The organism is Brevundimonas sp. FG8 (genome assembly GCF_057808845.1).
Window position 1 is genome coordinate 436,598 of sequence record NZ_JBMDIU010000001.1, and the last position, 25,269, is coordinate 461,866.

Here is a 25,269-nt window from a genome sequence, read left to right on the forward strand (position 1 = left end):
AAGGGGAGGGGACGATGGGGGCCGTCGCTGCGATCACGACCACGGAGCATGCGGTTCAGGTGGAACTCGCAGATCTCCGCTTCCGCGCCCTGCTCCCCGCCGCCGAATGGGCGGCCCTGCCGCTTGCCGTGCGCCGTCGCTTCAGCAAGCGCATGAGCCCCGGCGCCACCGTCGTCTATCGGGGCGAGGTCGCCCATGTTCATGTCAGCCTCATGGGCCGTCTGCTGGCGCAGGCTTGCCGCCTGATCGGTGCGCCCCTGCCGCTGGTCTTCCATCCGGGCGTCAGCGTCGTCACCGTCACCGAAGACGCCGTCGGACAGGGGCAGGTCTGGAGCCGCATGTACGTCCGCAAGGACGGCTTCCCGCAGGTGATCCACAGCGCCAAGCGCTTCGCCGGCCCGACCGGGCTTGAGGAACACGTCGGCGCCGGCGTCGGCATGGCCCTGAGCGTCGCCGCCGAAGACGGCGCGCTCGTCTTCCGCAGCGCCTTCTACTTCGCGACCGTGCTGGGCCTGCGCGTGCGCGTGCCGCGCTGGACGGAGCCTGGCGCCCTGACCATCACCCATCGCGATCTGGGGCAGGGCCGTTTCGCCTTCACCCTCGCGCTGGACCATCCGTGGCTTGGCCGCCTGCTCGGTCAGGACGCGATTTTCCGGGATCCCCCGGCTGACGAAGCCTGAAATGACCGACCTGCTCTGGACCCTCGTGGCGCTCCAGATCGCCATGGGCGCTTTCGACACCCTGTTTCACCACGAACTGACCGAGCGACTGGCGTGGAAGCCGTCGCAGAAGTCCGAGCTTCGCCTGCACGGCGTGCGCAACCTCATCTACGCCGCGCTTTTCCTGCTTATCGGCTGGGCCGAGCCGAAGGGCGCGCTCGCCGTGGCGGTCCTGATCCTGCTGGTGGTCGAGGTGGCCATCACCCTGACTGACTTTGTCGAGGAGGACCGCACCCGCCGCCTTCCGGCTTCCGAGCGTGTCACCCACACCCTGCTGGCGCTGAACTACGGGGCCATCCTGACCCTGCTGGTCCCGCTGCTGGTCGGCTGGATCAGCGCGCCGACGGGCTTGACGGGGGTGTCCCATGGTCTGTGGAGCCTGATGATGACCGCGGCCGCCATCGGCGTCGCCGTCTTCGGCCTTCGTGATCTGGCCGCGAGCAACCGCTCTGAGCGGCTTGTCCAGCCCGATCCCGCCGCCATGGGGCGTGAGCTGCCCGGCCGCCGTCGCGTGCTGGTCACCGGCGCCACGGGCTTCATCGGCCGCCGCCTCATCGCCGCCCTGACCGGCGCCGGGCATGAGGTCATCGCCCTCGTCCGCAATCCGAAGGCCGCTGACCTCTCCGCGCCGATCACCGTCGTCACCGACCTGCGCCAGATCGCCGACGACGCCCGCATTGACGCCGTCATCAATCTGGCCGGCGAGCCGATCAGCGACAGCCCGTGGACCCTGAACAAGCGTCGCCGCATCCTGCGGTCCCGTTTGAAGATGACCCGCGACGTCCGCCGTCTGATCGCCCGCCTGCGCGTCCGGCCCGAGGTGCTGGTCAGCGGCTCCGCCATCGGCTGGTACGGCCTGCATCAGGACCAGACGCTGGATGAGACCGGTCCCGCCAACCCCTGCTTCAGCCACCGCCTGTGCCATGCATGGGAGCAGGCCGCCCTGCGGACAGAAGCCCTCGGTGTTCGCGTCGTCACCGTCCGGATTGGTCTGGTTCTCGGCGCTGACGGCGGGATGCTGTCGAAACTGCTGACCCCGTTCGAGTTCGGCGTCGGCGGGCCGATGGGCTCGGGGCGTCAGTGGATGTCATGGATCGCGCTGGACGACTGCGTGCGTCTGATCCTCCATGCCGTGGCCGAGCCTCGCGTCATCGGCCCCGTGAACGCTGTGGCGCCCAACCCCGTCACCAATCGCGATCTCAGCCGCGCGCTGGGCCGCGCCCTGAACCGACCGGCCTTGCTGGCCGCGCCCGCCGCGCCCCTGCGCCTCGCCTTCGGGGATTTCGCCGAGGAACTTCTGCTCGGGGGACAGCGCGTCCTGCCGGGACAGGCGCTGGCTACCGGCTTCCGCTTCCGTCACCCGGAGGTCGAGGATGCCCTGCGCGCCATTGTCGGCGCCCGCCCGCGTCCCGCCACTGGCGCGAAGGGCGGCAAGCGACTATCTTGCCTCACGGCGGGTCATGCTGTGGCTCACGTCGAAGGCAACATATCCTCGCGGCCTTAATTCACTCGAAGGGATCTGCCCCTGTCCGACCTCGTGGGGTTGGGCACGCGGAGCCCACCTGGCTACCCAGGCTCGAGAGGATTTAAACCGTCCTTCACGGCTCTCACGGCGCCGCCACCCCTTCCTTCTTGGTGCGCTAACGCTCGCGACGCGGTCGCTCGCTGCTTGAGCGCGATCCCGGTTCTTCCCCCTTTGGGGAGGGGATCATCCGTAGCCGCAAGCGAAGGATGGTGGAGGGGCGCCGGATGCGATACGCGATCCTCATGACGGACAAGAGCCAGCTTCGCTCGGATATGCGCGCCCTGCGCAAGCGGCTGGCCGGGCTCGATCCTCAGGCCGCAGACCGCGCCGCTGCCCACGCCGACGCCCTCCCGCCCGGTGATCCGGTCGCTGTCTATCGCGCCATCGGCTCCGAACTCGACACCGGCGCCCTGTCGCTGGCCCTGATCCATCAGGGTCGGGCCCTCTGCCTGCCGGTGGTGCTTCAGCCCGACGCCGCCATGATCTTCCGACTCTGGTCGCCGGGCGAACCGCTGGAGCCGGATGCAGCCGGAGTTCCCGCGCCCCTTCCGTTGGCGCAGGCTGTGATCCCCCACCTGATCCTTACGCCCCTGCTGGCCTTCGACGGTCAGGGTGGCCGATTGGGGCAAGGGGGCGGCTACTACGACCGCACCTTCGCCGCCCTTCCGGACGCCATCCGCATCGGCTTCGCCTACGCCGGACAGCAGGTCGAGGATCTCCCGATTGATGGGCACGACATACGCCTGCATGGCGTTCTGACCGAGGTCGGCTATACCGCCGCCCGAAAGGTACTCTGAAACATGCGTCTCGCCTTCTTCGGTGATGTGGTCGGCAAGTCCGGCCGCGATGGTCTGTCCGACCATCTGCCCGCGCTCAAGCGCGACCTGAAGCTCGACTTCGTGGTGGTCAACGCCGAGAACGCCGCGGGTGGTTTCGGCATCACCGAGCACACCGCCAACGAGCTGTTCATGGCCGGCGCCGACTGCCTGACGCTGGGCAATCACAGCTGGGACCAGCGCGAGGCCCTGACCTACATCGTGCGCGAGCCGCGCCTGATCCGTCCGCTTAACTATCCGCGCCTGATGGACGCCCCGGGCGCCGGGGCCAACCTGTTCGAGACCCAGTCGGGGCGCACCATCCTCGTCATGAACGTGCTGGGCCGCGTCCACATGGATCCGATGGACGACCCGTTCAGCGCGGTCGAAAAGGAACTGGCCGCCTGTCCCATGGGCATGGCCGCCGACGCCATCATCGTCGACATCCACGCCGAGGCGACTTCCGAGAAGATGGCCATGGGCCATTTCTGCGACGGCCGCGCCTCGCTGGTGGTGGGCACCCACACCCACGTCCCGACCGCCGACTGCCAGATCCTGCCGGGCGGTACGGCCTACCAGACCGACGCCGGCGGCTGCTGCGACTACGACTCGGTCATCGGCAACGAGAAGGAGGAGCCGCTGCGGCGCTTCACCACCCGTCTGTCGGGCGGCCGCTACACCCCGGCCCACGGCCCGGCGACCATCTGCGGCGTCTATGTCGAGACGGATGATCGCACGGGCCTCGCCACCCGCGTTGAGCCCCTGCGCGTCGGCGGACGCCTCAGCCAGGCGATCCCGGTCGTCTGACGGACGGTTACTCGCCCGCCGGCTTCCAGGCCCGCATCTCCGTTATTTCGCGGGTCTGGGCGTCCTTGACCGCCTGCGCCATGCGACGGATTTCGGGGTCGGTGGATTGGGCCAAAGCCACATCGGCCATGGCCACCGCGCCGCGATGGTGTTCGATCATCTTGGCGATATAGGTCTCATCGACCGTCTGGCCTGAGGCGGAGGCCATCTTGTCGTGCATGGATCGCTCTGCTCGACGGAATGCGGCGTCGCCTTGCGTTGGACGACCTTCCCATCCCGGCCCTGCGGTCTCGGTTTCGGCGGCTTTCGACACCTGGCCATCCTCCACCGTGGCCGAATGGTTGACCGCCGCCGTCTCTCGCAGGGCCTGCTCCACCGGATCGCCGCCGCCCTCGCAGGCGGCCAGCATCACCAGAGCGGCAAGACCCGGCGCGGCGCGCATCAGCCGTTCATCCAGTTCGGCATCCAGCTCTCGTGCATCTCGCGCAGGTGCGAGACCGGCAGGCGGAACAGTTCGCCCTTCGGCCCCGACGAGGCGAAGTCCGAGCCCTTCACCATGCCGACGACCGAGGCATGCAACCCGGCTTCATGGGCCTTGGCGATCAGGGCGTTGGCGTCGGTGACGGCCACCAGATAGCGGGCCTGGTCCTCGCCGAACAGGAAGGCGTGGGCGTGCGCCGCGCTCGAGGCGTTCAGCTCGACCCCGACATCCGACGCCAGCGCGATGTCCGCCGCCGCGCCGATCAGTCCGCCGTCCGACAGGTCGTGCACGACCGTCAGTTCGCCGCTCTCGATCAGGCCACGCACGAAGTCGCCCGTATTGCGTTCCAGCTTCAGGTCCACCGGCGGCGGCGCGCCGTCCTCGCGGCCCAGCACTTCGCGCAGGTAAATGGACGCGCCCAGCTCGCCGCGGGTCTCGCCGATCAGCACCAGCGTATCGCCCTCGACCGCGCCGCCGAAGCCGGTGACGGTGTCATAGTTGGGCAGCAGGCCGACCGCGCCGACCGTCGGGGTCGGCGGAATGGCGACGCCGTTGGTCTCGTTGTAGAGGCTGACGTTCCCCGACACGACCGGGAAGTCCAGCTCGCGGCAGGCCTCGGCCATGCCGTCGATGGCCCGCACGATCTGGCCCATGATCTCGGGGCGCTGCGGGTTGCCGAAGTTCAGGTTGTCGGTGATGGCGATCGGGCGCGACCCCACGGCGGTCAGGTTGCGCCAGGCCTCGGCCACGCACTGCTTGCCGCCTTCATAGGGATCGGCCTGCACATAGCGCGGGGTGCAGTCGCTGGTGACGGCCAGACCCTTGTCCGTGCCATGCACCCGAACCACGCCCGCGTCGGCGCCGGTGGCCGAGTCGTGCAGGGTGTCCGCCATCACGTGACGGTCGTATTGCTCCCAGATCCAGCGCTTGGACGCCATATCCGGGCAGGTCAGGACGTTCAGCACCGCGTCAGTCCAGTTCTCCGGCGCGGGCACGTCCTTCGGATCGAGGCGCGGCTGCAGGTCCGGCTGCACCCACGGACGGTCGTACAGAGGCGCGTCGTCGAACAGCGGGGCCAGCGGCACGTCGCAGACCACTTCGCCGTGATGCTTCAGCACCAGACGGCCGGTGTCGGTGGTCACGCCGATCACGGCGGCGTCCAGACCCCACTTCTCGAAGATGCGATAGCCGTCTTCCTCGCGGCCCGGCTTCAGAACCGCCAGCATCCGCTCCTGCGATTCCGACAGCATCATCTCATAGGCGGACATGCCCTCTTCGCGCTGGGGCACGGCGTCCATGTTCAGCTCGATGCCGACGCCGCCCTTGCCGGCCATCTCGACCGACGACGAGGTCAGGCCCGCGGCGCCCATGTCCTGGATGGCGGCGACAGCGCCCGAGGCCATCAGCTCCAGCGTGGCCTCGATCAGCAGCTTCTCGGCGAACGGGTCGCCGACCTGCACGGTCGGGCGCTTCGATTCCGACTCATCGTCGAACTCCGCCGACGACATGGTTGCGCCGTGGATGCCGTCACGGCCGGTCTTCGAACCGAAGTAAACCACCGACAGGCCCGCCGAGGGCGCGGCCGAGTAGAAGATGGCGTCCGACTTCGCCAGACCCACGCACATGGCGTTGACCAGGATGTTGCCGTTGTAGCCGGCGTGGAAATTCGTCTCGCCCGCCACGGTCGGCACGCCGACGCAGTTGCCGTAGCCGCCGATGCCCGAGACGACGCCCGAGACCAGACGCTTGGTCTTCTCATGCCCCACGTCGCCGAAGCGCAGGGCGTTCAGCAGGGCCACCGGGCGCGCGCCCATGGTGAAGACGTCGCGCATGATGCCGCCCACGCCCGTCGCCGCGCCCTGATAGGGCTCGATGTAGGACGGGTGGTTGTGGCTCTCCATCTTGAAGATGCAGGCGTCGCCGTCATCGATGTCGATGACCCCGGCGTTCTCGCCCGGGCCGCAGATCACCCGCGGTCCCTTGGTGGGGAACTTGCCCAGATGAATCTTCGAGGATTTGTACGAGCAGTGCTCGGACCACATCACCGAGAAGACGCCCAGTTCGACATGGTTGGGCTCGCGGCCCAGCCGGTCGAGGACGACCTGATATTCGTTCGGGGCCAGGCCGTATTCGGCGGCCAGCTCGGCCATGGTCTTTTCAGGAGCGCTCATGGCCCGGCCTTCTAGCGACAGAAGGCCGTCCTGTCAGCCTTGGACGCAACAACATCGGCGCTGTGCGCCCTACAGCCGCTCCGGATCCATCCGCTCGACCGACGGAGCCAGTCGGAAGGTCAGGATCACCGCCCCGACCAGAGTCAGTCCGGAGGCCAGAACAGCCCCCGTCGCCAGCACCGGATTACGGTCCATCTCCGCCACGAACACCGCCAGCAGCCCCCAGGCGATCGGCAGGGCGAAGGCGGGCGTCCGCAGCACCCAGGTCACCGCCAGCGCCTTCAGCGTGACCAGCAGCACGGCGGTCAGCGCCCAGACCGTCGGAGACAGGACGGCCGGCAGGTCGCCGTTCCCGGTCAGCACGGTCAGCAGGTTTACCGGCGCCGCGATCCCCAGCCAACCGGCCAGCAGGGCCAGCGGCCAGACCACCATCCAACGCTCCCGCGAGGCGCGGGGCAGGACCCGGATCGCCCGGGCGTTCATGAGCAGCGGAATCAGCAACACCAGCAGCGAGCCGAAGATCAGCAGGATGGTGCCCAGCTCCCAATCGAACGCCGCCGCCACGATCCACAAGCCGATGCCGAGGAAGGCGAGGGCGGACGGCCAGCCCAGTCGCGTCAGAAGTTCGCTCTCGCCCGTCGCGGGCAACACCTGCCGCACCGCATAGATCAGCAGGCCCAGATAGATGACGCCCCATATGGCGAAGGCGTAGCCCGCCACCTTAAGCGTCGCGTCGCTGTCCGCCGCGAACGCCTCGGCCGTTTGCCCAAGGCCGAAGCCCATCTGCACCTGCGCCACCACCACAGCGAAGATCGCGCTGGCCAGTACGATCAGACGCCGTGTCATCTGGGCGGGGGTAGGGCGGACGATGGATGACATGGGCGCTCCGGACGTGACTTTCCCTGATCTACGTCCGGCGCAGCGCTTTGGTTCACCGGAACCCTCTCGCGCGTCTGCGGTTCAGCCCTCGCACAACCGGAGACGACCGATGACCGAAGAGACGCCCCGTTTCGAAACCGACTTCGTTGAAGCCGACCGCGCCCGGGAACAGGGCCTGGGTCTGGGCGAACGTGAACTGAAGGCCCAACGCGACGCGGGGGGCATCGCCACGCCGGACGTCGATGAGGATGATGAGCCCGGCGATCCGGTTGTCCGCAACATCAACGACGACCTGGGCGGCTGATCGCCCCTTCGCTCAGCGCTTCTCGCGCGCCGGATTGCCCATGACGGTCACGCCGGGCGGCACGTCGCGTGTCACCACCGATCCCGCGCCGATGACCGCGTCATCCCCGATGGTGACGCCGGGCAGGATGATCGCGCCGCCGCCGATCCACACATTGCGCCCGATGGATACGGCCCGACCGAACTCCAGCCCCCGCGCCCGCTCCTCGGGATCGCGCGGATGGTCGGCGGTCAGGATCTGCACGCCCGGCCCGATCTGCGTCAGGTCGCCGATATCGACCTCGCACACATCCAGAATCACGCAGTTGAAGTTCAGGAAGACGTTCCGACCCAGCCGGATATTGTAGCCGTAGTCACAGTGGAACGGCGGGCGGATCACCACGCCCTCGCCGATCTCGCCCAGCTTCTGGCGCAGCAGATCGCGCCGCTCGGCGGGCGTCGAGGCCAGTGAGGCGTTGTAGCGCGCCATCCAGTGCTTGGCGGCGGTCTGGTCGTCCTGAAGCTCGGGGTCGCCCGGATTGTAGGGCTGGCCCGAAATCATCTTCTGCCGTTCGCTGATGAACATGCCGCTCCCCCGATCCTCTCCACGGGAAACCGCACGGTCCGCGGTGTCGGGTCAAGCCCGGCGACAGGTTCAGGCGGCGGCGTAGACGCTCTGGAACAGGATCGCGCCGTCGGCGGAGCCCAGTTCGGCTTCGAAGGCGCGGTCCGGGTGGGGCATCATGCCCAGCACGTTTCCGCGCGCGTTCTGGATGCCGGCGATGTCGGCGACCGAGCCGTTGGGGTTGTCGACGTAGCGGAAGACCACCTGGCCCTCGCCCTCGATCCGCTTCAGGGTCTCTTCGTCGGCGAAGTAGTTTCCGTCGCCGTTGCCCTGGGTCATCACGACTTCGCGCTGGCCCTGATAACCCGAGGTGAAGCGGGTCTGGCCATTGGCGACGGTCAGGCTGATCGGCTTGCAGACGTATTTGAGGCCCGAGTTGCGCAGCAGGGCGCCCGGCAGCAGTCCGGCCTCGCACAGGATCTGGAAGCCGTTGCAGATGCCGACCACGGCCACGCCGTCGTCAGCGGCCTTCTTCACCGCCTGCATGATCGGGGCCTGCGCCGCCATCGCGCCACAGCGCAGATAGTCGCCGTAGGAAAAGCCGCCCGGCAGGACGATCAGGTCCAGACCCTTGGGCAGCTCGGTCTCGCCGTGCCACACCATCTGCACCTGTTCGCCGGTGGAGCGTTCGACGGCGACCTTGCAGTCGCGGTCGCAGTTGGAACCGGGGAAGACGATGACGGCTGCGCTCATGGCGCGGGCGTTTAGCAGGGTTCGAACGAAATGTCAGTGCGCGGGTTCGATTGGCGTGGAACGGCGAAACTGTTCCATCTCGAGGCGCATCGCCGTGGCCTCAAGTTTGAGGTCTTTCACTTTCTCGAGCAGATCGTCCAGGTCCGAGCGGATGGCGACGGCCAACTCGTAGATCATTTCGTTGGTAACCTCGGTCATGGACCGAGGATATCCGGAACTGCGGTCAGGCTCCAGCGACCGTCCGCTTTCCGTCCAGCCACGCCCAGACCCAGATCGCCAGTCCGCCCAGCGTCAGGCCCACGGCGACCCATCCGGTCGAGGCCCAGCCGAAGCCGGCGGCGACAGCCGCACCCGCCAGCAGCGGCCCCAGCGCATTGGCCGTGTTGAACGCCGAGTGGTTGAGCGCCGCCGCGAGGGTCTGCGCCTCACCGGCGACGTCCATCAGTCGAGTCTGCAGGATCGAACCCAGCCCGCCGCCGACGCCGATGAACAGCACGACCACCAGCATCGACCACAGGTGCTGCGACGCCAACGGATACAGGGCCAGCGAGATCGCGCTCCAGATCAGTACGCCCGCCGCCGCCTTGAAACCGAACCGATCTCCGGCCCAGGCGCACAGCAGATTGCCGCTGAACATCCCGATGCCGAAGACCGCGAACACCCACGGCAGAATCTCGGGACCGACCCGGGTCACCTCACGCAGCACCGAGGCCAAGTAGGCGTAGACCGCGAACATCCCGCCGAAGCCGATGGCGCTCACGCCCAGCGTCAGCCACACCTGCCGGTTCTTCAGCGCCTTGAGTTCCCGCAGGGGGCTGGCGTTCGGGTGGGCCGGATCGCGCGGCGCGAACAACGCCACCATCGTCATGGTCAACACCGCCAGCGCGCCGACGATGCCGAACGTCCAGCGCCAGCCGTGCGCCTGACTGACCAGATTGACCACCGGCACGCCCAGCACCGTCGCGATGGTCAGTCCCATCAGGATGGTCGACACCGCTCGCGTCCGGAACTTCAGCGGCACCGCCGAGGCCGCGACCAGCGCCGCCACCCCGAAATAGGCCCCGTGCGGCAGCCCGCTCAGGAAGCGGAACACCAGCATGGTCTCGAAATTCGGCGACAGGGCGCTCAGGGTGTTGGCCACCGCGAACAGGGCCATCAGTCCGATCAGCAGGATCCAGCGCGGCAGCCGCGCCCCGAACGCCGCCAGGATCGGCGCCCCGACCACGACCCCCGCCGCATAGGCGCTGATCGCGTGGCCGGCCGTCGGCTCATCGACGCCCAGCCCGCGGGCGAAGTCCGGCAGCACGCTCATCGCCGCGAACTCGGTGACGCCGATGGCGAAGCCGCCCATGCCCAGCGCCGTCAGCAGCAGGGCGACAGCGCCCGACTTCAGGGTCTTCGGCGCCCCCTCCGGATCGGACTCGAGACTGGCGGAGGCGTCGACGGGCGTCATGAAGGATTACTCGGGGGAACAATGTTGCGCTGCAACATGGGGCCTTGTCCCTGAGGATCAACCGCCATCGCGGCGATTGCCGATTTTCCGGTGCAGGCGATGACGAAACGCCGCTCAGCCCCGTGCCGCGCGCGCCGCCGCCACCATGTTCCGCAAGGCGGCTTCGGTCTCCGGCCAATTGCGCGTCTTCAGGCCGCAATCCGGGTTCACCCAAAGCCGTTCCGCCGGCAGCCTGCCCTTCGCCGCAACCAGCAGGGCGGTCATCTCTTCGACGGATGGCACGCGCGGCGAGTGGATGTCATAGACTCCCGGTCCGATCTCGGCCGGGTATTTGTAGTCCTTGAAGGCGTCCAACAGCTCCATCTGCGAGCGCGAGGTCTCGATGGAGATCACATCGGCGTCCAGCGCGCCGATGCTGGCGATGATGTCGTTGAACTCGGAATAACACATGTGGGTGTGGATCTGGGTCTCGTCCCGCACGCCCGAGGCCGTGATGCGGAAGCACTCCACCGCCCAGTCCAGATAGGCCTGCCAGTCCCGGCGACGCAGCGGCAGGCCTTCGCGCAGGGCGGCCTCGTCGATCTGGATGATCGGCGCCCCCGCGGCCTCCAGATCGACGACCTCGTCCCGGATGGCGAAGGCGATCTGGCGACAGGTCTCGCTTCGCGGCTGATCGTCCCGCACGAACGACCAGTTCAGGATCGTCACCGGCCCGGTCAGCATGCCCTTCATCGGCTTGTCGGTCAGCGATTGGGCATAGCGCCACCACTCAACCGTCATGGGCTTTGGTCGCGACACATCGCCGAAGATGATCGGCGGACGGACGCAGCGGCTGCCATACGACTGCACCCACGCCGCCCTGGTGAAGGCGAAGCCCGCCAGCTGCTCGCCGAAATACTGGACCATATCGTTGCGCTCGAACTCGCCGTGGACCAGCACGTCCAGCCCGATGTCCTCCTGCCGCCTCACCGTCCGAACGGTTTCCTCACGCAGGAACTGTTCGTAGGCGGCGTCAGCCAGAACGCCCTTGCCGTGCTCGGCGCGGGCCTTTCGCACTTCCGGCGTCTGGGGGAAGGAGCCGATGGTTGTCGTGGGAAAGGCGGGCAGGCCCAGCCGCTTCGCCTGCGCCAGACGGCGGATTTCAAAGCCGTTGGCGCGCTGCGCCGGTGCGGCGTCCGCCGTCCGCGCCTTCACCGCCGGGTCTTGGATCAGCACGGAGTTCCGGCGCGAGACGATGGCCGCGTCCGTTGCATCGAGTTCGACTCGCACCGCATCGCGCCCTTCGTTGAGCGCGCGGGCCAGCACCTTGAGTTCGCCCACCTTCTGCACGGCGAAGGCCAGCCAATCGCGCACCTCCGGATCCAGCGTCGTCTCCTGGTCCAGATCGATCGGCGTGTGCAGCAACGAGCAGGACGGCGCCACGATCACCTGACGGCCAGAGCCGACCACCGGCTCGATCCGATCCAGAACGGCGCTCAGGTCCGCCTTCCAGACATTGCGCCCGTCGATGACGCCCAGCGACAGCGCCTGATCGGGTCGCGCCCCCGCGACCACCGCCTCCAACTGCTCCGGCGCCCGGACCAGATCGACGTGCAGACCGTGCGCGGGCAACGACAGGGCCAGTTCGAGATTGTCCTCCAGCCCGCCGAAATAGGTCGTCAGCATCACCCGGATCGGCGGCGTCACATCGCACAGCATCCGGTAGGCGAGGGCGTAGGCCTCGGCCGCGCCCTCTGGCAGGTCAGTGACGAGGCAGGGCTCGTCGATCTGCACCCAGGTCGCCCCCGCGCGCGCCAGCGATCGCAGCACCTCGGCATAGACCGGCAGCAGTCTCGGCAGCAGCGAGAGGACGTCGAAGTCGCCGCCTTTCGCCTTGCCCAGCAGCAGATAGCTGACCGGCCCCAGCAGCACCGGCCGGGTCTCGACCCCCTGTTCCTTGGCCTCCAGATACTCGTGCAGCGCCTTGGTCGAGGCGAGGCGGAAGGTCTGGTCCGCCGTGAACTCCGGCACGATGAAGTGGTAGTTGGTGTCGAACCACTTGGTCATCTCGGCCGCCGGCGCGTCCTGCGCGCCATGCCCGGAGACTTGCGCGTGGCCGTGCTCGCACCGGTCCCCCTGCGCCCCCCGCGCCATGGCGAAATAGGTGTCCAGATCGACCCGGTCATCCGACCAGCCGTAGATCGCGGGCACGGCCCCGACCATGGCGGTGGTGTCCAGCACATGGTCGTACAGCGAGAAGTCGTTCGACGGGATCAGGTCCGCGCCCAGCTCACGCTGGCGGGCCCAGGCCTGACCGCGCAGGTCGGCGGCGGCGGCGAACAATGCCTTGGCGTCGAGCCTGCCGGCCCAGTGGGCTTCAAGCGCGGTCTTCAGCTCGCGCTTCGGGCCGATGCGGGGAAAGCCGAGGGTGGCGACCTGGACGGGGAGGCGGGCGGTCATGGGGCGAAACCTTTGCTGTTGGCAGGGCTTCGGACAGGGACGCGCGAACGCTCACGCGGGCATCGGATCCGGCGGCGCACTTGCGGCCTGACCGGACACCCCGCCGGAGGACGTTATCTGTCGGGGCAGGTCTCCTGGCTCACGGGTCACGGCTTCGGGCCCGGCCTTCCCGGAGGCGAACCCCCAGTGACACGAGATGGACCCTCGGCTCGCCGCTTACAGTTGCGGGGGCAGCGCCGGATTTGACGCGAAATGCGTCTCACCGGCTTCCCTCTTAGCTCCGCGCGACCCGAAAGCCGCGCGCAGAACCACGATGCCCGCATAGAGCGGGCATCCTCCGGCGAAGTCAAGAAACATATAAAGACATGCTTATATGTTTATGGGATTGGCTTGGGGTCAGCCTTGGCCGGTGTTTTCGTAGGTGGCGGTGATCGTCGCCTTGGCCAGCGTATGGAAATGCAGGTTGAAGCCGAAGACGGCGCCCGAATTGTCCGGGGTGACGTCCAGCTTGTCGGTGTCCACGGCGAAGACGGTGAAGATGTAGCGGTGCGGGCCGTGACCGGGAGGCGGGGCGGCGCCGCCGAAGCCTGCGGGGCCGTAGTCCGTGCGCCCCTCGACCGATCCGGCGGGCAGATCGGCGGACGAGGCGCCGGTCTTAAGCTCGGTCACATCGGCGGGAATGTTGGCCACGGTCCAGTGCCAGAAGCCCGAGCCCGTGGGGGCGTCAGGGTCGTAGCAGGTGACGGCGTAGCTCTTCGTGCCCTCGGGGGCGCCCGACCATGACAGATGCGGCGAGGTATTGCCCTTCGCCTGAACCTGCGCGTCCGGCAGCACGCCGCCGTCGGTGATGTCGTTGGAAGTCAGGGTGAAGGTCATGGGCCGCTCCGCAAAAGGACTGCGGACCTCATAACGCGCGCGGGGCGGCCCCGTCACCCGTGGAGCGGGGCTTAGTGCCCCTGCTCGTGCGCGGCGGTGGTGAAGGCGCTGTCGTCCATCAGTCCACCGGCGAGGGCTGCGGCGAAGATCACGCAGCCCGCGACGATGAAGAGGATGACCAGAGGCTTCAGGATGCGTTTCACGCGACCTCGATCCGGTAGGATTCGATGACCGTGTTGGCGAGCAGGGTTTCGCACATCTTCTTCGCCTCGACGGCGGGGTCGCCCTCGCCGGCGAAGTCGAACTCGATCAGCTTGCCGACGCGGGCGTTGGAAACGCCGCCCCAGCCCAGACCGTTCAGCGCGCCTTCAACGGCCTTGCCCTGAACGTCCAGAACGCCCGGCTTCAGGAAGACGTGAACCTTGACCTTGGCCATCAGTGCAGCCCTCCCTGAATGACCGTGGGCATGCCCTTCATGATGCCCAGGCGGCGCGCCACTTCGGTGTAGCTTTCGATGACATTGCCCAGATCGCGGCGGAAGCGATCCTTGTCCAGCTTCTCGCCGGTGTTCACGTCCCACAGGCGGCAGCTGTCCGGGCTGATCTCGTCGGCCAGGATCACGCGGGCGAAGTCATTCTCCCAGATGCGGCCGAACTCGATCTTGAAGTCCACCAGCTGGATGCCGACGGCGCCGAACATGCCCGACAGATAGTCGTTCACGCGCACGGTCATGGCCAGAATGTCGTCCAGCTCCTGGGTTGAGGCCCAGTTGAAGGCGGTGATGTGCTCTTCGGTCACCATCGGATCGTTGAGCTCGTCCTTCTTCAGGTAGAACTCGATGATCGAACGGGGCAGGGGCGTGCCTTCCTCGATGCCGAGGCGCTTGCTCATCGAACCGGCCACCACGTTGCGGCAGACGACTTCCAGCGGAATGATCTCGACTTCGCGGATCAGCTGTTCACGCAGGTTCAGACGTTTGATGAAGTGGTTGGTCACGCCGATGCCGTTCAGGCGCGACATGATGAATTCGCTGATCTGGTTGTTGATGACGCCCTTGCCCTCGAGCTGGGCCTTCTTCTCGCCGTTGAAGGCAGTGGCGTCGTCCTTGAAGTACTGGATCAGGGTGCCGGGCTCGGGTCCTTCGTACAGGATCTTGGCCTTGCCCTCGTAGAGCTTCTTGCGCTTGACGTTCATGGGTCTCGTCCGGGCGGGGCCACGCCGGAAACAAAAAACGCGCAGCCAGCGCGTAGGTCTGGTCAGCGCGATCCGGAATCGGGCGGGCGGGTAAATCGTCGCGGTCTCCTTAGCGGAACCCGCCCCGTGATACAAACGGCGCAGCGGATGACACCGATGGGGGACAAGCCGCCGCAACCTGTTGGTTCCGGTTGCGTTCGCCCCCGGTGCGGATATAGAGCAGCGCAACGCGGCCACCCCCCGGTCGTTTGAGGAGCCTGCAGACGCCCATGACCACCTTTGACGATCGCGAAAAGGGCTTCGAGGCCAAGTTCGCCCTCGATGAGGAGCAGGAGTTCAAGGCGACCGCCCGGCGCAACAAGCTGCTGGGTCTGTGGGCCGCCGAGAAGATGGGCCTGAGCACCGAGAGCGCCGACCAGTACGCCGCCGCCGTCGTGCGCGCCGACTTCGAGCAGCCCGGCGAGGAAGACGTCTTCCGCAAGATCGCCCAGGACTTCGAAGGTTCGGGTCTGGTCGTCTCGGAAGGCGAGATCCGTCGCAAGATGGACGAACTGTCCTCCGTCGCCCGCGAGCAGATCCGCAACGGCGAATAGGCGCTTACGGATCGTCCGACAAAAAAGGCCGCCTCGGCAGAGGCGGCCTTTCTCGTTTCTGGCGTGGATTTCGGCCTAGTTCGGCATCACCACGGTGTCGATCGCGTGGATAACGCCGTTGGAGGCTGCGATGTCTGTCTGGGTGACGGTCGAGACATTGCCGGCCTCATCCGTCAGGGTCACGGAGCCGCCGGCGCCGACGCGGGCGGTCAGCGTGCCGCCTTCAACGGTGGTCAGGGTCGCCGTGCCGTTGCCCGCCTGGATTTGCTGCGTCAGGGTCGCGGCATCCACCCGGCCCGGGACCACGTGGTAGGTCAGGATCTTGGTCAGCTCAGCCTTGCCGGCGGGCGCCAGCAGCCCCTCGAGGGTCGCGGCCGGGACCTTGGCGAACGCGGCGTTCGTGGGGGCGAACACGGTGAACGGGCCAGCCCCGTTCAGGGTGCTGACCAGATCAGCGGCCTGGACCGCCGAAACGAGGGTCGAGAAGTCGGGCGCGCCTTGGGCGACGGCGACGATCGTTCCGGCTTCCGTCGTCTGGGCGGGCGCCATGGCGTCGGCGGGGGCGGCTTCGGCCGGCGGCGGGGCTTCTTCGGCATTGCTGCACGCGGCGAGCAGCAGGGTTGAGGCGGCGGCGAGGAGGGCGGCTTGAGCGGTACGCTTCATGGTTCTGTTTCCTTCCTGAGTGACGCACGGGGGGTGGCGTCGTCAGGAATTACGCACGAGGCGGGCCTTCGGATGTGGCTGCGTCAGACCGCCGCGACCCGGGGGCAGGAGAGGGGCGGACTCATGGTCTCCCGGTCGAGGAGGCGACGTAGGGCGCGATCATGGCCCAATGTTCCGCCTTCCATGCAAGCGGTTTCGCCAGCGCCGTGCTGCTCGACGGCAGGTTCAGTCTGACCGGGACGCCGGTGTCCGGCCCCAGCACGCGCGCGCCGCGCTTCGCCGCCGTGGCTCCGTTGAACGCGATGGCTTTCAGGTTCGGCAGGCGGTCGATCAGCCCGGACAGGTCAGCCGCCTCGGCGTTCCGGATCGCCGTGTCGAGACTGCCCTTTCGCTCCGCGCCGGCGATGACGTCCCACAGGCCGATGCCCGCGGCCTTCAGCGCCGTCAGCCGGTCCTCATAGGGCAGGGCGGTCAGGTCCCGCCCGATCACGTCGCCGACCAGCCGCCAGAAGGCGTTGCGCGGATGGCCGTAGTATTGCCCCACGCTCAGCGAAGCGTCGCCGGGCAGGCTGCCGAGGATCAGCAACCGCGTCCCGGCGTCGACGACGGGCGCGAACCCCCGCTTCACCGGATCGGACTCAGAAGGGGTCCTGGATCTGGACGCTCAGGCTGATCGGAATGCTGACCGGGCCGCCGTTGGCCGGCTGGCCGGTGGCGGTGTCGATGAACCGGTACTCACGCGCCAGACAGCGGGCTGCGGTGCGGTGACGGACCGGGTTGTCCTGTCCGGTTTCCAGACGGCACTGGTCCGGCACGCCGTTCCTCACAGTCGCGCAGCTGATCGTGATCCGGCTCGATGCCGTGGCGCGATCCGTCGCCAATGGTCGCATACAGGCATTGAACGGGCGCCCGGACGGCGGCGTCGCCGTCATGCCCGGCGCCAGGACCGCACCGGCGCCCTGCTGCAGGAACAGCGCCAGAAGCAGGGACATCAGCATGGTTTAACCCCCGAAGACGCGCGCGAACACCGTGTCCACGTGCTTGGTGTGATAGCCGAGGTCGAACAGCGCCTCGAGCTGGCTTTCCGGCAGGGTGACACGGGCGTCGGCCTTCAGGAAGTCCAGGAAGCGACCTTCGCCGCGCCACACCTTCATCGCGTTCTCCTGCACGGCGGCATAGGCGTCCTCGCGGCTCACCCCCGCCTGCGTCAGGGCCAGCATCACCCGCTGCGAGTGAACCAGCCCGCCCAGCAGGTCGATGTTCTTCTGCATGTTCTCCGGATAGATGTTCATCCGCTCGACCACGCCCGCCAGACGGTGCAGAGCGAAATCCAGATGGATGGTCGCATCCGGGCCGATGCCGCGCTCGACCGACGAGTGGCTGATATCGCGCTCGTGCCACAGGGCGACGTTCTCCATCGCGGGCACCACCGACGAGCGGACCAGACGGGCCAGACCCGTCAGGTTCTCGGTCAGGATCGGGTTGCGCTTGTGCGGCATCGCCGACGAGCCCTTCTGACCCTTGTCGAAGAACTCTTCGGCCTCCAGCACCTCGGTGCGTTGCAGGTGCCGGACCTCGGTGGCCAGACGCTCGATGGAGCTGGCGACGACGCCCAGCGCCGCGAAGAAGGCGGCGTGGCGGTCGCGCGGGATCACCTGCGTCGAGACCGGCTCGACCTGCAGGCCCATCTGGTCGGCGACATATTGCTCAACCGCCGGATCGACGTTGGCGAAGGTGCCCACGGCGCCCGAGATGGCGCAGGTGGCGATCTCTTCCTTCGCTGTAATCAGACGGCGCTTCGCCCGCTGGAACTCGGCGTGATAGCCGGCCAGCTTCAGACCAAAGGTGATCGGCTCGGCGTGGATGCCGTGGCTGCGGCCGACCTGCGGGGTGAATTTGTGCTCCTTGGCCCGGGTCTCCAGCGCCGCCAGCACCCGGTCCACGCCGTCGATCAGCAGGTCCGCCGAACGTGCCAGTTGCACCGCGAAACAGGTGTCCAGCACGTCCGACGAGGTCATGCCCTGGTGCAGGAAGCGGGCTTCCTCGCCGACGATCTCGGCCACATGAGTCAGGAAGGCGATGACGTCGTGCTTGGTGGTGCGCTCGATTTCGTCGATCCGGTCGGCGTCGAAGACCGCGTCCTTGCCCTTGGCCCAGATGGCCTCGGCGGCGTCCGTCGGGATCACCCCCAGCTCGGCCATCTTCGTGGCGGCGTGCGCCTCGATCTCGAACCAGATTTTGTACTTGGTCTCTTGCGACCAGATAGCGACGGCGTCGGGGCGGGAATAGCGCGTGATCATGGACGGGCCGTGTCGGTCGCAGGGGCTCCGGAGTCAAGCGCCGCCGCCATTTCACCCGGTCAAACCCGGGCAAGTCCCGTCTGTCAGTGTTGCGTTAACCCCACGTTCCAACCCGACCTTAAGACAACGGCGGTATCAACGGAGCCGAAGCAACGCAGACGCGTTTCAAGGTCCGTCATGTCAATGCAAGCGCCTCAACCCGTCGCCCGCCGCCCCAGCCTGCTGGTGTATGCGCTGCTGATCGTGGTGGCTTGCTGCCTTCCGGCGATGCTGCTGGCGGGTCTCTAGCTGCCCGTCGTCTGAACCGACGCGACCTGTACCGGCTCCACCGGAGCCGGGGGCGGCGGCACATAGTCGAGGCTCAGCGGGATCAGGGTCGCCCCCGACGCCACGGCGTCCAGCGTGTTCAGCGGCCGTCCGTTCATGCGCTGATAGATCCAGTAGGCGGCGACCACCTTCTCCACGTAATCACGCGCCTGCGGCACGTCGATCGTCTCGATCAGCAGCAGCGGGTCGGCGTCCGGCCCCAGCTTGCGGACAGCGGCCATCATCGGCCCCGGCCCGGCGTTGTAAGAGGCCGCGACCCGCAGCAGATCGCCGTTGATCTCGGGACGGGCCAGCACCCGGTTTACATAGGCCTGCCCCAGGCGGGCGTTGATCGCTGGATCATACAGCCGGTCCGGCGCGGTCACGAAACCCCGGTCGCCTGACAGCTCGGCCGCCGTCGTCGGCATCACCTGCATCAGCCCATAGGCCCCGGCGCCGGAGCGGGCGCGGGCGTTGAAGCCGGTCTCCTTGCGGGCGATGGCGTAGACCAGCGACCGCTCGATGACGAAGCCGCCGACCGGCTCGATCACCGGCTGGGCGTAGTTGTTGGCGTCCACCCGGCGGGCGTCGGCGTCGGAACCCGTCACCCGCGGACCCAGCGCGCGACCCAGCGCGGCCCACATCGCGCGGGCCCGGTCGCCCACGGCCGAGCGCATGCCGGTGCGCAGCTCATCGCGCGCATCGGTCCGGCGTCCGATTTCGAAGAAGGCCACCGTGCGACGCGCGCGCGGTTCGTTGCGGACGAACTCTTCCAGCTCGTCGGCGTCGACCCCGATGGGCTCGTCGGGAGTGTAGCTGGCCCGTTGCAGGGTCGCGCCATAGGGCGTCGGCCCCATGTTCTCGATGGTCACGTCCTCGCCCAGCTGGCGCAGGGCGATCTGTCCATAGAAGGTGGCGGGCCAGGCGGCGGCGCGACGCAGCAGCGGCTGAACCCGGTCCTGCTGGCTCGACCGGGCGGCCGAACGCGAGGCCCAGAAGGCCGCCCCGGCGCGGATCCAGCCGTCCTCGGTCGGATCATCCAGCACCCGCTCGAAGGCGTTGGCGGCGGCGCCGAACTCGCCTAGCCGGTACTGGGCCAGACCCACGCTCCACCAGTCGCCGATCTCCTGACCGATGACCACGGCTCCGGCCAGATCATCGCGGTTCAGCGCCACCCGGGCGGCCTTCAGCGGATCGCCTTCGGTGTTCTGACCGGCGGCCGAGGCCGCGGCCCAGCTGCGGTTCGAGAACCGGCCCGGGCGACGGGGCTCCGGCGCGCCGTCCGGCCGACGGCGCAGGGCCAGATTGTAGGCCCGGTCGGCGCACGGCAGGTCGGAATACTCCTCCAGCCAGGCGGCCAGTTCCTCGTAGGTGGCGGAATAGTCGGGATGGAACAGGCGCTCGAACTCGACCTGCCCCAGCAGAACGTGATCCTGCGCCGCGCGGGCCGAGGCGCGCGCGGCCTCCAGATCACCCCGGCGCAGGGCATCGAATGCGGTGGTGTAGCTCAGGCGGTCGGCCGGGCTCAGCGCGGACGGCGCGCGGCGGTCATCGTCTGCGGCATGGGCGGTCGCGCCGAAGGCGGCGAGCGCGAAAGCCAGCGTCGGCGCAAGCAAGGCGCGGCGGAAAGAAACAGGCACTGAGGCGGCCCCCCTGAGAGCGGACCCCTGACCGTCTCGTTTCGGTCGGCGTCTCGCTGTTCGTTCGGTCGTCAGGCCAAAAAGGCGCCACGCCTTCGACCCGTGTCAAGTTTTCCGGAATTTTGGGGCGCTTTTGCGTCCCTCAGGTTAACGCCCCTGCGGCGATTCGCCGTTCAGTTCGACGTGTCGTCCAGCCGCGCCGCCAGCGCCAGCACATCGGCCCAGGCCGCCTTCTTCGCCATCGGTGTCCGCAGCAGGAAAGCGGGGTGGAAGGTGGGCAGGGCCGGCGCGGACACATTGCCCTCGGCCAGTCGCCACTCTTTCCAGTTTCCGCGCAGCCGCATGATGCCTTCATCTGTCGACAGCACAGATTTGGCCGCCGCCGCGCCGAGCAGCAGCACGGCCTTCGGCTTCAACAGGAAGAAGGCCCGCTCCAGGAAAGGCGCGCATACGGCCTGTTCAGCCGGGCTCGGCGTCCGGTTGCCCGGCGGACGCCAGAAGACGGTGTTGGTGATGAAGACGCGGTCGGCCAGTCCGGCCTCGGCCAGCATCCGGTCCAGCAACTTGCCCGCCTTGCCGACGAAGGGCAGGCCCTGCGCGTCCTCATCCGCGCCGGGGCCTTCGCCGATGACCATGATCGGCGCCTGCGGATTTCCGCGTGAGAAGACGGACTGTTTCGCCCCCATGTCGCGCAACGGACAGCCGGTGAAGCCCGCGATGGCCTCGCCCAGCGCCTCCAGCGTGTCGGCGTCCGCCGCCAGCCGTCGCGCTTCCGCCGCCGCGTCGCCCGTGACTGGCAGGGCGACAACCGAAGCCGTCGCCTTCGTGACCGCCTTCACCGCCGGGGGAGGGGCCACATGGGTGCGGTCGACCGGGGCGTCCTCGAAGCAGGCGTCGACGCCCGCATCCCGCCAGAAGGCGAGCAGGCTTTCGGCGGCTGCGGAATCGAGGGCTTGAGCGTTCATGTCGGGCCGAACAGGGATAGTCCTTGACCGCCCCCGCGTCACCTTCCGATAAGCGGATCAGGGAAGACCATACGAATAACGAGGATAATCGGGCCATGGCCGAGGAAGCGATCGAGGGCGGGGCGAAGAACGCCTGGCAGGAAGCCGTGATCGACAAGCTGCCGCCCGCCGAGGCGCTGGCGGGTGTCGAGCGCGAGATCATGGAATACGACGTCGTCATCGTCGGCGGCGGCCCCGCCGGTCTGTCGGCGGCCATTCGTCTGAAGCAGCGCGCGGAAAAGGACGGCAAGGACATCTCCGTCGCCGTGCTGGAGAAGTCGGCCGAGATCGGCGGCCACATCCTGTCCGGCGCGGTCATCGACCCCAAGGCGCTGAACGAGCTGTTTCCCGACTGGAAGGAGCGCGGCGCGCCCCTCGAGACCCCGGTGACCAGGGATCGCTTCCTGCTGCTCGGGCCGCAGGCCGACATCCCTCTGCCGATGTTCGCCTTCCCGCCGCTGATGCACAATCACGGCTGCTATATCGCCTCGCTGGGCAACGTCGCCCGCTGGCTGGGCGAGCAGGCCGAGGCGCTGGGCGTCGAGGTTTACCCGGGCATGGCCGCCAGCCACGTCGTCTGGGATGAGCCGACCGGCCGCGTGAAGGGCGTCGTCGCCGGCGTCTTCGGCATCGACCGCGAGGGCAAGCCGACCGGCGAGTTCCAGCCCGGCATCGAACTGCACGGCAAATACGTCTTCATCGCCGAGGGCGTGCGTGGCTCGCTGGCCAAGACCATCATGGCCCGCCACAACCTGTGCGACACGGCCGATCCCCAGAAGTTCGGAATCGGCATCAAGGAACTGTGGCAGGTTCCGGCGGACCAGCACCAGCCCGGTCTGGCCCAGCATTCGACCGGCTGGCCGCTGGACGAGTTCACCGGCGGCGGCAGTTTCCTGTACCATTTCGGCGATCGCTACGTGACCGTCGGCTATGTGGTTCACCTGAACTACAAGAACCCGCACATCTCGCCCTTCGACGAGTTCCAGCGCTTCAAGCACCACCCCTCGATCGCCCGACATCTGGAGGGCGGCACGCGCATCTCCTACGGCGCCCGCGCCATCACCGAGGGCGGCTTCCAGTCGGTGCCGAAGCTGGCCTTCCCGGGCGGCGCCCTGATCGGCTGCTCGGCGGGCTTCGTGAACGTGCCGCGCATCAAGGGCAGCCACAACGCCATGAAGACCGGCATGCTGGCCGCCGACGCCGCCTATGACGCCGTCATGGCCGGTCGCTCGGGCGATGAGCTGGTCGAGTATCAGGCCGCCTATGAGAAGAGCTGGGTCTACAAGGAGCTGAAGCTTGTCCGGAACGCCAAGCCCCTGCTGTCGAAGGTCGGCACCAGCCTCGGCGGCGCGCTTGGCCTGTTCGACATGTGGTTCCAGACCCTGTTCGGCGGCTTCTCCCTCTTCGGCACGATGAAGCACGGCAAGACCGACGCCGCCTCGACCGAACCGGCCGCGAAGCACAAGCCGATCGCCTATCCCAAGCCGGACGGGAAGCTGTCGTTCGACAAGCTGTCGTCGGTGTTCATCTCCAACACCAACCACGCCGAGGACCAGCCCGCTCACCTGAAGCTGCTGGACCCGTCCGTGCCGATCGAGGTCAACCTGCCCAAATACGGGGAACCGGCGCGGCTCTATTGCCCGGCGGGTGTCTATGAGGTGCTGACCGACGAGCAGGGCCAGAACCCCCGCTTCCAGATCAACGCCCAGAACTGCGTCCACTGCAAAACCTGCGACATCAAGGACCCGTCGCAAAACATCGTCTGGACCACGCCTGAAGGCGGCGGCGGCCCCAACTATCCGAACATGTAATCCGGACCATTCCTCCCCGGCGCGGAGCGCGGGGGAGGGGCGCCGTCCGAAGCAGCAGGGCGAAGCAGGGTGGAAGGGGTGCAAAAAGCCGCTCCGGACAAGGACAGGCCTTGTCGTCGCCGCATAAAGCGGGAAGGGTCGCGTCATGCGCTCTTCCTCGCTTCGTGTTCTGCTCTCCGGTTGCGCCCTGCTGGCGCTGACGACTCCTGCCCTGGCGCAGGAGGCTCCCGTTGTTGTGCCCGTTCCGGAAGTCCCCGCCCCGGCCATCACGCCCGAGCGCACGCCCGACCTGCACCCGCCCGCGGTCATCCCCACCGAGGATCCGGTCGCCGAGGCTGAAGCGCCCGCACCGCCCATTCCCGAGGTATGGGAGCCCGTGCCTGTGAACGCACAGGGCGAGTCGGCTTACGGCCTTTATCTGTCCGGCCGCATCGCGGGCTTCCGGGGCGACGGCGCCGCGTCCGCCCGTCTGATGGCGGAAAGTCAGAGCCTGACGCCGGAACAGCCGCTGCTGTGGAACGAGACCTTCCTGACCAGCCTGTTCAACGGCGATCTGGACACGGTCGTCCGCCTGACGCCGGACGTCGCCGGCGTGCCGGAACTGGCGGAGGCGGGGCGTCTCGTCTCCATCGTCCAGTCGGTGAAGCGCGGGGCCGCGGGTGAAGGCTACGCCTCCCTGTCCGGTCAGCCCCTTGGGCAGCCCTTCACCATCATCGGCCAGTTCATCACGCCTTCCTTGGCCGCCGCCGCCGGGGATTGGGAGAGGGCGCTCGAGCCGGTCGAGACCGCGCCCCAGGACCCCACCGGCCTTATCCTGCGTCTGCAACGCGCCCAGCTTCTGGAGATGCGTCGCCGGTATGACGAGGCGGATACGGAGTACAAGGCGCTGGTCGCCATCCCCAACGGCGCCCGGCTGTTCAGTGTTCAGTATGGCGAGTTCCTGGAACGTCGCGGTCGTCGCGACGAGGCGCTGCTCCAGTACCGTGCCTCCCTGACCGGGCCGTCGCCCGATCCCGCCGCGCTGGATGGTCTGGAGCGGACGGCGGCCCGCGGTCGGGCTCCTGCCGCACCGACGCCCGCCGACGGCATCGCCGCCGCGCTCGACTTCTCCTCGCTGATGGCCGGCGAGCGGCAGGATCACAAGCTGACCGCCATTCTCCTGCGTCTGGCCGAAAGCCTGAAACCCTCGGACATGACCGCCCTGCGGCTCGGCCTCGCGCTGGCTGCGGACTCCCAGGAAGAGCCTGCCCGCCAGGCCTTCGGCCGCGTCGGTCAGTCCAACAAGATTCTCTACGCCGGGGCCCAGTACAATATCGGGCTCAGCTATCAGGAGCAGGACAACAACGACGCGGCGCTGGCCGCCTTCACCCGCGCGGACGCCGCTGCGCCCGACCAGACCCGCATCACCCTGGCGCTCGTCGGCCAGTTGATGACCATGAAACGCAACGAAGAAGCGCTGGCGATCCTCAACCGCGCCGACGTGAACACCGCCGATCAGGGCGCTGATGTTCGCTACATGCGCGGCTCGGCGCTGGAAGCCCTCGGGCGCATTGAGGAAGCCGAGAATGAGCTCTGGAGCGCCCTTCAGGCGCATCCGGATAATCCTGTCCTGCTCAACATGCTCGGTTACATCTGGGTCGATACCGGTCGCCGCGTCGATCAGGGCGCCGAGATGATCGCCCGCGCCCACGTCGCGGAACCCGAGAACGGCAACATCCAGGACTCCCTCGGCTGGGCCCAGTATCGGCAGGGCCAGTACGAAACCGCCGTCGGCACGCTCGAGGAAGCCGTCGCCAAGGAGCCGGCCAACGCCGAGATCAATGATCACCTCGGCGACGCCTACTGGCAGGTCGGCCGTCGTCGTGAGGCGACCTGGCAATGGAACCGTGTCCTGACGCTGGAAACCGACGCCGAGCGCCGCGCGGAGGTGGAGCAGAAGCTGGCGACCGGCCTGTCCGAACCCCAGCCCGTCGGCGGCGCGGCCCAGCCCTGA

Annotated in this window: 25 protein-coding genes, 1 other RNA gene, 1 pseudogene and 1 riboswitch; of the genes and pseudogenes, 9 read left to right on the forward strand and 18 right to left on the reverse strand. The window is 67.9% G+C overall.

Annotated elements, in window-relative coordinates:
* Positions 1-14 precede the first annotated feature (14 nt).
* The 5 genes and pseudogenes from ACODRV_RS02025 (at position 15) to ACODRV_RS02045 (ending at position 3,866) form a co-directional block, all read left to right on the forward strand.
* A complete protein-coding gene (locus ACODRV_RS02025) occupies positions 15-680 on the forward strand; it encodes a DUF4166 domain-containing protein (RefSeq protein ID WP_141626021.1) in 666 nt (221 codons plus the stop codon).
* A gap of 520 nt (positions 681-1,200) precedes the next feature.
* Positions 1,201-2,049 (forward strand): annotated as a pseudogene (locus ACODRV_RS02030) (TIGR01777 family oxidoreductase); the annotation flags it as partial.
* Positions 2,050-2,176: 127 nt separating this feature from the next.
* A non-coding RNA gene (gene ssrS / locus ACODRV_RS02035) (6S RNA) lies at positions 2,177-2,339 on the forward strand.
* Between the two features lie 129 nt (positions 2,340-2,468).
* Positions 2,469-3,041, forward strand: coding sequence for a 5-formyltetrahydrofolate cyclo-ligase (locus ACODRV_RS02040; RefSeq protein WP_488907241.1), 573 nt, complete (start codon positions 2,469-2,471; stop codon positions 3,039-3,041).
* Positions 3,042-3,044: 3 nt separating this feature from the next.
* Complete coding sequence (locus tag ACODRV_RS02045) at positions 3,045-3,866, forward strand: TIGR00282 family metallophosphoesterase (protein WP_439472132.1); 822 nt, start codon at positions 3,045-3,047, stop codon at positions 3,864-3,866.
* Positions 3,867-3,873: 7 nt separating this feature from the next.
* Here ACODRV_RS02045 and ACODRV_RS02050 read toward each other — a convergent pair whose 3' ends face one another.
* From ACODRV_RS02050 to ACODRV_RS02060, 3 genes are all read right to left on the reverse strand, one after another.
* Positions 3,874-4,308 (reverse strand): DUF305 domain-containing protein, encoded by a 435-nt coding sequence (locus ACODRV_RS02050; RefSeq protein ID WP_488907242.1) that lies wholly within the window; start codon positions 4,306-4,308, stop codon positions 3,874-3,876.
* Positions 4,308-6,518, reverse strand: a complete 2,211-nt coding sequence (gene purL, locus ACODRV_RS02055) for a phosphoribosylformylglycinamidine synthase subunit PurL (RefSeq protein ID WP_141626025.1) — start codon at positions 6,516-6,518, stop codon at positions 4,308-4,310. Before purL ends, ACODRV_RS02050 begins: the two co-directional genes overlap by 1 nt.
* A 69-nt stretch (positions 6,519-6,587) precedes the next feature.
* Positions 6,588-7,397, reverse strand: coding sequence for a hypothetical protein (locus ACODRV_RS02060; RefSeq protein ID WP_488907243.1), 810 nt, complete (start codon positions 7,395-7,397; stop codon positions 6,588-6,590).
* Positions 7,398-7,506: 109 nt separating this feature from the next.
* On the opposite strand from ACODRV_RS02060, the gene ACODRV_RS02065 reads away from it, so the two are divergent.
* Positions 7,507-7,701, forward strand: a complete 195-nt coding sequence (locus tag ACODRV_RS02065; protein ID WP_488907244.1) for a hypothetical protein — start codon at positions 7,507-7,509, stop codon at positions 7,699-7,701.
* 12 nt (positions 7,702-7,713) lie between these two features.
* On the opposite strand, the gene ACODRV_RS02070 is transcribed toward ACODRV_RS02065, so the two are convergent.
* From ACODRV_RS02070 to purC, 9 genes are all read right to left on the reverse strand, one after another.
* Complete coding sequence (locus ACODRV_RS02070) at positions 7,714-8,265, reverse strand: sugar O-acetyltransferase (protein ID WP_141626028.1); 552 nt, start codon at positions 8,263-8,265, stop codon at positions 7,714-7,716.
* Positions 8,266-8,334: 69 nt separating this feature from the next.
* Positions 8,335-8,997: a phosphoribosylformylglycinamidine synthase subunit PurQ gene (gene purQ, locus ACODRV_RS02075; RefSeq protein WP_488907245.1), complete on the reverse strand. Its 663-nt coding sequence runs from the start codon at positions 8,995-8,997 to the stop codon at positions 8,335-8,337.
* Between the two features lie 33 nt (positions 8,998-9,030).
* Positions 9,031-9,195 (reverse strand): hypothetical protein, encoded by a 165-nt coding sequence (locus tag ACODRV_RS02080; RefSeq protein ID WP_488907246.1) that lies wholly within the window; start codon positions 9,193-9,195, stop codon positions 9,031-9,033.
* 25 nt (positions 9,196-9,220) lie between these two features.
* Positions 9,221-10,450: an MFS transporter gene (locus ACODRV_RS02085; RefSeq protein ID WP_488907247.1), complete on the reverse strand. Its 1,230-nt coding sequence runs from the start codon at positions 10,448-10,450 to the stop codon at positions 9,221-9,223.
* A 114-nt stretch (positions 10,451-10,564) separates the two neighbouring features.
* Positions 10,565-12,889 (reverse strand): 5-methyltetrahydropteroyltriglutamate--homocysteine S-methyltransferase, encoded by a 2,325-nt coding sequence (gene metE, locus ACODRV_RS02090; protein ID WP_488907248.1) that lies wholly within the window; start codon positions 12,887-12,889, stop codon positions 10,565-10,567.
* Positions 12,890-12,996: 107 nt separating this feature from the next.
* A riboswitch (cobalamin riboswitch) is annotated at positions 12,997-13,217 on the reverse strand.
* Positions 13,218-13,285: 68 nt separating this feature from the next.
* Positions 13,286-13,765 (reverse strand): YbhB/YbcL family Raf kinase inhibitor-like protein, encoded by a 480-nt coding sequence (locus ACODRV_RS02095; protein WP_141626032.1) that lies wholly within the window; start codon positions 13,763-13,765, stop codon positions 13,286-13,288.
* Between the two features lie 71 nt (positions 13,766-13,836).
* Positions 13,837-13,968: a hypothetical protein gene (locus ACODRV_RS02100; protein WP_255431444.1), complete on the reverse strand. Its 132-nt coding sequence runs from the start codon at positions 13,966-13,968 to the stop codon at positions 13,837-13,839.
* Positions 13,965-14,201, reverse strand: coding sequence for a phosphoribosylformylglycinamidine synthase subunit PurS (gene purS, locus ACODRV_RS02105; RefSeq protein WP_141626033.1), 237 nt, complete (start codon positions 14,199-14,201; stop codon positions 13,965-13,967). Before purS ends, ACODRV_RS02100 begins: the two co-directional genes overlap by 4 nt.
* The gene (purC, locus tag ACODRV_RS02110) at positions 14,201-14,959 is read right to left on the reverse strand and encodes a phosphoribosylaminoimidazolesuccinocarboxamide synthase (RefSeq protein WP_141626034.1); all 759 of its coding nucleotides are present in this window, start codon (positions 14,957-14,959) and stop codon (positions 14,201-14,203) included. Before purC ends, purS begins: the two co-directional genes overlap by 1 nt.
* 269 nt (positions 14,960-15,228) lie before the next feature.
* Here purC and ACODRV_RS02115 point away from each other — a divergent pair, with 269 nt between their 5' ends.
* Positions 15,229-15,552 carry a DUF1476 domain-containing protein gene (locus ACODRV_RS02115; RefSeq protein ID WP_205750851.1) on the forward strand — a complete coding sequence of 108 codons (324 nt, stop codon included), beginning with the start codon at positions 15,229-15,231 and terminating at the stop codon, positions 15,550-15,552.
* Between the two features lie 75 nt (positions 15,553-15,627).
* On the opposite strand, the gene ACODRV_RS02120 is transcribed toward ACODRV_RS02115, so the two are convergent.
* From ACODRV_RS02120 to ACODRV_RS02145, 6 genes are all read right to left on the reverse strand, one after another.
* Complete coding sequence (locus ACODRV_RS02120; protein WP_488907249.1) at positions 15,628-16,215, reverse strand: fasciclin domain-containing protein; 588 nt, start codon at positions 16,213-16,215, stop codon at positions 15,628-15,630.
* Between the two features lie 121 nt (positions 16,216-16,336).
* Positions 16,337-16,843, reverse strand: coding sequence for a DNA-deoxyinosine glycosylase (locus ACODRV_RS02125; protein WP_488907250.1), 507 nt, complete (start codon positions 16,841-16,843; stop codon positions 16,337-16,339).
* Between the two features lie 10 nt (positions 16,844-16,853).
* The gene (locus tag ACODRV_RS02130) at positions 16,854-17,213 is read right to left on the reverse strand and encodes a hypothetical protein (RefSeq protein ID WP_141626037.1); all 360 of its coding nucleotides are present in this window, start codon (positions 17,211-17,213) and stop codon (positions 16,854-16,856) included.
* Between the two features lie 3 nt (positions 17,214-17,216).
* Positions 17,217-18,515, reverse strand: coding sequence for an adenylosuccinate lyase (gene purB / locus ACODRV_RS02135; RefSeq protein WP_488907251.1), 1,299 nt, complete (start codon positions 18,513-18,515; stop codon positions 17,217-17,219).
* A 284-nt stretch (positions 18,516-18,799) separates the two neighbouring features.
* Complete coding sequence (locus ACODRV_RS02140; RefSeq protein WP_488907252.1) at positions 18,800-20,461, reverse strand: lytic transglycosylase domain-containing protein; 1,662 nt, start codon at positions 20,459-20,461, stop codon at positions 18,800-18,802.
* A gap of 173 nt (positions 20,462-20,634) precedes the next feature.
* Positions 20,635-21,426, reverse strand: a complete 792-nt coding sequence (locus tag ACODRV_RS02145) for a uracil-DNA glycosylase (RefSeq protein ID WP_488907253.1) — start codon at positions 21,424-21,426, stop codon at positions 20,635-20,637.
* Positions 21,427-21,626: 200 nt separating this feature from the next.
* Between ACODRV_RS02145 and ACODRV_RS02150 the strand changes: the two genes are divergently transcribed.
* On the forward strand, positions 21,627-23,276 hold the full coding sequence (locus tag ACODRV_RS02150) for an electron transfer flavoprotein-ubiquinone oxidoreductase (protein WP_488907443.1): 1,650 nt from the start codon (positions 21,627-21,629) through the stop codon (positions 23,274-23,276).
* A gap of 145 nt (positions 23,277-23,421) precedes the next feature.
* On the forward strand, positions 23,422-25,269 hold the full coding sequence (locus ACODRV_RS02155) for a tetratricopeptide repeat protein (protein WP_488907254.1): 1,848 nt from the start codon (positions 23,422-23,424) through the stop codon (positions 25,267-25,269).